We start from the raw sequence: 7,709 nt of genomic DNA, 5'->3' as shown, positions 1-7,709 counted from the left end.
CTCACATGCGTTCGAAAAGGCAGATGCGTGAAAAAAATCTCCAGCTCCACAGTCGCCTGCGATTTTTTTATGTTTAATTATTTTATTCATATATATGAGATAAATATCGTATAAATAAAAATATGAGTATTATTCGAAGTAGGAAGGGATTGGTTAGTATGAAAATTAATGTGGATATATTTTCAGGTTTTTTAGGGGCAGGAAAAACAATGCTCATAAAAAAATTATTAAATGAAAAGGCATATGGAAAAAATACAATAATTATTGAAAATGAGTTTGGTGAAGTAGGAATTGATGGAGACATATTAAAAGAAAGTAATATTGAGATAAAGGAAATAAACTCTGGATGCATATGTTGTCAGGTATCTGGAAATTTTGGAGAAGCTGTCCTTGAAGTAATCAATAAGTATAAGCCAAATAACATAATAATTGAACCTTCGGGAGTAGCAAAATTAAGCGAAATTCTTAATATATTACAAGGGACTAAATTTCAGGAAAATTTAGAAATAAGAAATATTATTACATTAATAGACATAAGAAATTATGATATGTATTTAAAAAATTTCAAAGAATTTTATGAAAATCAAATAAGAAAAGCAAATAAGATTGTTTTAAGTAGAAGCCAATTGGTAGATAAAACTAAAATAAATGACACAATAGATTCTCTTAGAAAACTTAATTCTAGGGCTGAAATAATCTATAAGCCTTGGGAAAGTTTAAATGCTAAAGATTTTTTGATAATTAATAATGTAGAAAATAAAATTGAAATACCATTGACAAAACCTGAAAATATCAAAGCCTTAAGAAGAGAAAAAAGTCATAATGCTAAAGAAGTATTTGAAAGTTATCCAATAGAAATTGATGAAAATACAAGTGTACAAGAAATACAAAAAAAGTTTGAATTTATTGCTAATAGTGAAAAATACGGAAATATTCTTAGAGCAAAGGGAATATTAAGGGGAATTGACGGAGTATATTATCAATTTGACTATGTTCCTAATGAATTCAAAAGTAGAGAAATTAGATGGTCAAATAAAAAAGTAGTGTCTATAATTGGCAGCAAATTAAATAAGAAGGAGTTATTAAAGCTATTTAAATAGTATATTTGAGCTAATAAATATAAGCTCTTAGTGAAAGTTTAATACTGTTTTCTTTAATATCTGGACTACAAAACTATACTATGAGAGGTGGTGTAATAATGAAAATAAATATTGAGATTGTAACAGGTTTTCTGGGTGCTGGAAAAACAAGTTTTATTAATTCACTTTTAAGTGAAAGTCAGGTTGAAGGCGAAAAGGTTTTGATTTTTCAATTGGAAAATGGAGAAAAAAAAGTCCCATTAAACAATAATCTTATACAGGTTCAATATGTGAATGAAGTGAGCGAGCTTAGAGAAGAGCTGATTTATTCAATAAAAGAGTACAATCCCAATAGAATACTTATAGAATATAATGGAACTTTTGATTTAAAAGATTTATTTAATATTTTAAATGACAAAATTTATAGAAGCTGTAGCAAAGTTACTACAATATATTTTGTAGCCGATGGAAAAAAGTTGAAGCAGTACATTGACAATATTGGGAGCTTTATAATTCCTTTTATTCAAGCGGCAAATATGGTTATTGTAAATAACATAGATTATTGCAACGCTGAAACTTTAAATGAGGGCATAAAAAGAGTAAAAAGGATTAATCCTAGGGCATATATTTTAGAAGTTAATAATAAATATACTTTAAAGTCAGCACTTAAGAAATCAAATGTCATTGATAATGGATATCTTAAGAAATTAAGAATTAAGATGTCAAATTTTAAGCGTAATAAGTAAAATACTACTGAAAATACTTTGGAAAGAGGAAGGTATATGAATCGTTGTAAAAACAGAGTTATAACTTTCTGTGTTATAAGTGCAATGTTATTATTATATATTTGTAAGATATATTTTCCCAACTTATACTCGCATGAAATAGGGGACTTTGCCAGCATATTTACGAGCATAGTTCTTGAGGCAATGCCTTTTATAATTTTGGGATCTGCAATATCTGCAATAATTCAAACATGTATTTCAGAGAAATTTATAGCTAAAATAATACCAAAGGCAAGCATATTAGGTTATATGGGAGCGGCACTAATAGGACTTGTTTTTCCTGTCTGTGAATGTGCAATAGTTCCAATAACAAGAAGACTGATAAAAAAAGGAGTACCTATTGGATTTGGAGTTACTTTTATGCTTGCTGTTCCAATCATAAATCCTGTTGTAATAATGTCTACATATTATGCATTTTACGATAAACAAATTATGGTACTTCTTAGGATAGTTGGTGGCTTTGTTGCTTCAATTATAATTGGAATTCTAGTAAATGCTCTCGAAAGAGACAAACAATCATTAATTATAGATTACTTGGATGGTGAAAGTTATTGTAACTGTGGGTGTAGTACCTTTCTTGAAAGCCAAAATAAATTGAAAGCTATCATTGAGCATACTAATAAAGAATTTTTAGATATAATGGGGTATTTGATTTTTGGAGCATTTATTTCTGGAATATTTCAAGTTATAGTTTCACATGGTGGAATTAATTTTATATCAAATAATAAAATTATAGGAATTATTATTATGATGACGCTTGGTTTCTTTTTATCTTTATGTTCAGAAGTAGATGCTTTTGTAGGACGCAGCTTCTTAACTAATTATTCATTTAGTGGAGTCTTGGCATTCTTAATTTTAGGACCAATGCTTGATTTAAAAAATCTTATTATGATTATAGGAGCCTTCAAAAAGAGTTTCGTACTAAAGTTAAGTATATGCACAATCAGTATTGTATTTCTAATTTCTTTTTTATTTGCGATTTGTGGTTTATAAATCATTAAAAAAGAAGATTATTTGAATACAAGAAAGGAGGCAGCAACCTAATGAAAAGATTTAATTTTGATGAATTTATGTGGTTCATTATTCTTATTTTGTTAGATTTATCAATAATTGATTTGGTTTCTACTGGCAAAATAAGCTTCTATATTGGAAGTAATGTCGTTAAATATATGTACTTCACTATAATTGTAATGAGTATAATAGCAATTTCGCAAATAAAAAATATTTTTACAAGTAAGGGGAACAGTAGCAGCATTAAGCTTAAAATTATTCCCATCGTTTTTGCATTAATATTAGGAGCAATTTCAGTTGATAATTTAAAAACATTTAAACATTCTGAGTTAGACAAAGAAATAAGAGAAAATAATGTAAGCAGAATAGAAAGAAGATCATTATATGAATATGAGTTTGATTATAAATTAAATGGAGACAAAAACAATATCAATGCTGAAAATAGCCAACAAAATACTATAATAGTGGATGAAAATAATCCTATGACTCTGGAATATATAAGAATTAATCCTGAAAAATATGTGGGAAAGAAGCTAGAGATACATGGTTTTATATGTAAAGAAAATTACTTGAATAAAAATCAATTTATTATTGGAAGGATTGTAATGACTTGTTGCGCTGCAGATTCGAGGGTTGTAGGAATTGTTGGTGAATATGAAAATGCTAATGATTTAAATGAAAGTGAAAATGTTAAGGTAATTGGAAGGATTGGAAGCTCAACTCTTAAGGATGAAAATAATGTAAATCATAAAATACCTATCATTGTCGTAGAGAAAATAGAAAATGAGGAGTAAATAGTTAATAACCATGCACAAGATTGGTAAATTTTATGTGCATGGCTATTTTAATTCAGCTAATACCTATTAATTATGTTCATTAAATATGGTGGACTTAGATAATTAAAATATTATTTATGGAATTTAGATTTGTTCATAATCCTACTAGCTTCAGTAGAATGTCTATAGTCCTCTAATTCACCGCCAAATACTTTCTTTTGTTTGAACTCAATATTAAATTCTTTTTCATATTTTTTTATAATATTAAGTTGTTTAATTGTAGCTAAGCATATAGATGTACCATGTGCATTTCCTCTTGCAGTTCTTCCAGCTCTATGTAAATATTCATTAAACTTTAACGGCAAATCTAAATGTAATACATGAGTTATTCCTTCAACATCAAGACCTCTAGCAGTTACATCTGATGAAACTAAAATTTTAATTTTACCATTTTTAAAACTTTCAATAGCGAGCTTTCTATCTTCTTTTGAAATTTTACCAGTCATGGCAAAGCAATCTTTACTGTGAAAATTTAATTTTGCCGTTGTTAATTCAATATCATTATTATCATTAACGAAAATGATAGCTTTTTCAGGCTTGACTGCCACAAGTATTTTTCTTAAGGTCTCAAACTTATCACGTCTTTCACATACTACAAACATATGCTCAATATTTGGATTTATTGAAGGTTTATCATCATTTTTAATAATAACTGGCTCTTTCATAAGTAACTTGGCTGTATTTAATGTATCAGGCTTAATTGATGCTGAAAATAACATAAGCTGTCTATCCTTCATAGTTGTCTTAATAATATCTTTAGTAATATCGGCTCTTTTTGGATCTAATAAATTATCTCCCTCATCTATAATTATTGTTTTAATTGTATGAGCAGTTATTTTTTTCTTCCGTATTAGATCTAAGATTCTACCTGTAGATCCAACAATAATATGTGGTTTTACATCTTTAAGTTTTTTTATTTGATTATTAATATTTACATCACCAATTATTGATAAGGATGTTATAGGAATTGAAGAATTATCAGCAAGCAGTTTAATTTGATCTTCAATTTGTATAGCTAGTTCGTGGGTTGGAGCTAAGATTATTCCTTGCATTTCACGTTTTGAAGCATCTATTTTATGAAATAGAGGGATAAGGTAAGCTAAAGTTTTTCCGCTTCCTGTGACAGCTTCCCCTATTATATCCTTATTTTCAAGGGCTGGTATAATAGATGAAGCTTGAATAGGAGTTGGTGTAGTAATTCCTTGTTTTTTCAACCCTTCGATTATATTTAAATTTAAGTTTAAGTCATTAAATGAAGTATTCATTAATATCTCCTTTATTTTTAATAGTGTATGTTAGAAATAAATACATAACTTTGCAGTATTAATTTATTATATCCTTATTATGCTCATTTTTCTAGCTTAAGTTACATGTTTTACTTAATGTTCTATTTGATATGATAATTTATTTTATATAAATATCAATATTATGTTTGAATATTAGAGAAGAATGGTATAATAAGAAAGATTTATTCAATTACTAATGATAATAAGTTAATAATTCCAATTGAGGTGAAAGTATTATATATGAATAATAAATTTAATAAATTTAAAATAAGTGATGAAATACTTAGGTCTATTGAAGGCTTAGGCTATGCTAAACCATCAGAGGTGCAAGAAAAAGTAATACCAGAAATTCTTATAAATAAGGATGTTATAGTTAAGTCACAAACAGGGAGTGGAAAGACAGCTGCATTTGGAATACCATTATGTGAAAAAATAAATTGGGATGAAAATAATCCTCAAGTTTTAATTTTAACTCCAACTAGGGAGCTTGCAGTTCAAGTTGGTGAAGATATTTCTAATATTGGAAGGTTTAAGAGAGTAAGAGTAGTTGCTGTTTATGGCAAAGAGTCAATATCAGAACAAGAAAGAAAATTAAAACAAAAAACTCATATGGTTGTAGGAACCCCTGGAAGGATTTTAGATCACATAGATCGAGGAAGCTTAAATGTTTCTAAAATTAAATATTTTGTTATAGATGAAGCTGATGAAATGTTAAATATGGGGTTTATTGGCCAAGTTGAAGGTGTAATTAGAAGAATTCCCAAGAAAAAAGTAACTATGTTGTTTTCAGCAACGATTCCTGAAGAAATAAAGATACTATGTGAAAAATATATGGATAGACCAATAGATATTAGCATAAAAGCACAAAAACTAATTACCGAAAATATAGAGCATATTTTATACTATGTAAAGTATGACAGAAAATTAGAATCTTTAAATGATATCTTAATATGTGAAAAACCTGAAACAGCAGTAATTTTTACAAGGACTAAGGAAAATGTAGATATAGTTTATGAATATCTAAAGTTGAAAGGCTATTCAGTAAATAAGATTCATGGAGGTATGCTTCAAAAAGATAGACTTCATGTTATGGAGTGCTTTAGAATAGGTGATTTTAGGCTGCTTGTTGCAACAGATTTAGCGGCAAGAGGAATTGATATTGAAGGTATAACTCATGTAATAAATTATGATCTGCCAGTTGAAAAGGAAGCTTATGTACATAGGATTGGAAGATCAGGTAGAGCTGGAGCTAAAGGAAAAGCCATAAGCTTTTGCATGAAAGAAGGAGATAAGCTTTTAAGAGATATTGAAGAACTTATAGGCTTTAAAATCCCTATTAGCAATTTACCAGAAGAAAAAGTAATAGAAACAGAAAGTAACGAAGGGATAAAATTATTAAAAACGAAGCCCAAAAGGAAAAAAGAAAAATCTCAAATTATTAATACAAATATAACAAAAATTTACTTAAATGGCGGTAAGAAAAAGAAGATTCGTCCTGGTGATATTGTAGGCGCAATTTGTAGAATTGAGGGATTAACTTCAGAGGATATTGGAATAATTGATGTTCAGGATTCTGTGTCATACGTTGATATATTAAACGGAAAAGGAAATAAAGTTATAGAGGAATTAAAGAATACTACGATAAAGGGAAAAAAGCTAAATATAGAAAGGGCTAAAAAATAAATATATATTTTGGAAATTATATGGTTACAATCAATTAGATTTAATATATAATGGTATACAAAGTAAACTAATTCAAACTTTCTGCAAAGATAATATGATTTAAAAGAGGTGTAATTACAATAATGGCTTTAGATAGAAATGAAAAATGTTGGTGTGGTAGTGGAAAAAAATATAAGAAGTGTCATTTGGAATTCGATGAAAAAATTGAAAGTTACAGGCGTAAAGGACACTTAGTACCACCTAAAAACATTATAAAAAGTCCAGAAGATATAGAAGGAATAAAAAGAAGTGCTAAAATAAATGATGGTGTATTAGATTTAGTTGCTGGTAAAATTAAAGAAGGAATGAGTACAGCTGAAATAGATAAATTAGTATATGATTATACGGTGGAGCATGGTGGGGTACCTGCACCTTTAAATTTTGAAGGTTTCCCAAAGAGCGTATGTACATCAATTAATAATGAAGTTTGTCACGGTATACCAGATGCAAACATTACTTTAAAAAATGGAGATATTGTAAATGTTGATGTTTCAACAATCCTAAATGGATATTACTCAGATGCATCTAGAATGTTTATGATTGGCGAAGTAAGTGATGAAGCAAAAAAAATAGTAACAATTGCAAGAGAATGTATGATAAAGGGAATTGAAGCAATAAAACCTTGGGGATTTTTAGGAGATATAGGAGCTGCATGTGCTGAACATGCGCATAAACATGGATATACAATAGTTAGGGCATTAGGAGGACATGGAATTGGAAGGCAGTTTCATGAAGAGCCTTTTGTTCCTCATGTTGGTGAAAAGGGAACCGGAATGTTGCTTGTTCCTGGCATGGTTCTTACTGTTGAGCCAATGGTTAATGAAGGGACTTTTGATGTATTTGTTGATGCTGAAAATGATTGGACAATTTATACAGCAGATGATAAATTATCAGCGCAATGGGAGCATACAGTATTAATAACAGAAACTGGTGTTGAAATATTGGCTAAATAATATACTAATTTGTTTGATGAAAAATTTATATTATACT

At 28.5% G+C, this 7,709-nt stretch carries 7 protein-coding genes; 6 read left to right on the top strand and 1 reads right to left on the bottom strand.

Translation table 11 applies throughout. From position 1 onward, the window contains the following. Window positions 1-158 precede the first annotated feature (158 nt). The 4 genes from COL3_RS25745 to COL3_RS25730 all read left to right on the top strand — a co-directional run bounded on the left by COL3_RS25745 (window position 159) and on the right by COL3_RS25730 (window position 3,669). Window positions 159-1,100 carry a GTP-binding protein gene (locus COL3_RS25745; RefSeq protein ID WP_035282875.1) on the top strand — a complete coding sequence of 314 codons (942 nt, stop codon included), beginning with the start codon at window positions 159-161 and terminating at the stop codon, window positions 1,098-1,100. Between the two features lie 98 nt (window positions 1,101-1,198). Further along, on the top strand, window positions 1,199-1,825 hold the full coding sequence (locus COL3_RS25740; RefSeq protein WP_008420643.1) for a GTP-binding protein: 627 nt from the start codon (window positions 1,199-1,201) through the stop codon (window positions 1,823-1,825). Window positions 1,826-1,861: 36 nt separating this feature from the next. Further along, the gene (locus tag COL3_RS25735) at window positions 1,862-2,857 is read left to right on the top strand and encodes a permease (RefSeq protein WP_008420642.1); all 996 of its coding nucleotides are present in this window, start codon (window positions 1,862-1,864) and stop codon (window positions 2,855-2,857) included. A gap of 50 nt (window positions 2,858-2,907) precedes the next feature. Beyond that, window positions 2,908-3,669 (top strand): TIGR03943 family protein, encoded by a 762-nt coding sequence (locus COL3_RS25730; RefSeq protein ID WP_008420641.1) that lies wholly within the window; start codon window positions 2,908-2,910, stop codon window positions 3,667-3,669. A 113-nt stretch (window positions 3,670-3,782) separates the two neighbouring features. Here the strand turns inward: COL3_RS25730 and COL3_RS25725 are convergent, their stop codons facing one another. After that, the gene (locus tag COL3_RS25725; RefSeq protein WP_008420640.1) at window positions 3,783-4,976 is read right to left on the bottom strand and encodes a DEAD/DEAH box helicase; all 1,194 of its coding nucleotides are present in this window, start codon (window positions 4,974-4,976) and stop codon (window positions 3,783-3,785) included. A 261-nt stretch (window positions 4,977-5,237) separates the two neighbouring features. Between COL3_RS25725 and COL3_RS25720 the strand changes: the two genes are divergently transcribed. Beyond that, entirely contained in the window at window positions 5,238-6,680 is a 1,443-nt protein-coding gene (locus tag COL3_RS25720) for a DEAD/DEAH box helicase (protein WP_008420639.1), read from the top strand. A 122-nt stretch (window positions 6,681-6,802) separates the two neighbouring features. Further along, window positions 6,803-7,672, top strand: coding sequence for a methionyl aminopeptidase (locus COL3_RS25715; RefSeq protein ID WP_008420638.1), 870 nt, complete (start codon window positions 6,803-6,805; stop codon window positions 7,670-7,672). The last annotated feature ends 37 nt before the right edge of the window (window positions 7,673-7,709 follow it).

Source organism: Clostridium sp. LS, assembly GCF_002760435.1.
In the GTDB taxonomy this organism is placed as follows: Bacteria; Bacillota; Clostridia; order Clostridiales; family Clostridiaceae; genus Clostridium.
This window is presented reverse-complemented; position numbering and strand designations above follow the sequence as displayed.

Coding starts and splice junctions, on each gene's coding strand:
- COL3_RS25745 (WP_035282875.1), top strand. CDS start 159: ATGAAAATTAATGTGGATATATTTTCAGGTTTTTTAGGGGCAGGAAAA.
- COL3_RS25740 (WP_008420643.1), top strand. CDS start 1,199: ATGAAAATAAATATTGAGATTGTAACAGGTTTTCTGGGTGCTGGAAAA.
- COL3_RS25735 (WP_008420642.1), top strand. CDS start 1,862: ATGAATCGTTGTAAAAACAGAGTTATAACTTTCTGTGTTATAAGTGCA.
- COL3_RS25730 (WP_008420641.1), top strand. CDS start 2,908: ATGAAAAGATTTAATTTTGATGAATTTATGTGGTTCATTATTCTTATT.
- COL3_RS25725 (WP_008420640.1), bottom strand. CDS start 4,976: ATGAATACTTCATTTAATGACTTAAACTTAAATTTAAATATAATCGAA.
- COL3_RS25720 (WP_008420639.1), top strand. CDS start 5,238: ATGAATAATAAATTTAATAAATTTAAAATAAGTGATGAAATACTTAGG.
- COL3_RS25715 (WP_008420638.1), top strand. CDS start 6,803: ATGGCTTTAGATAGAAATGAAAAATGTTGGTGTGGTAGTGGAAAAAAA.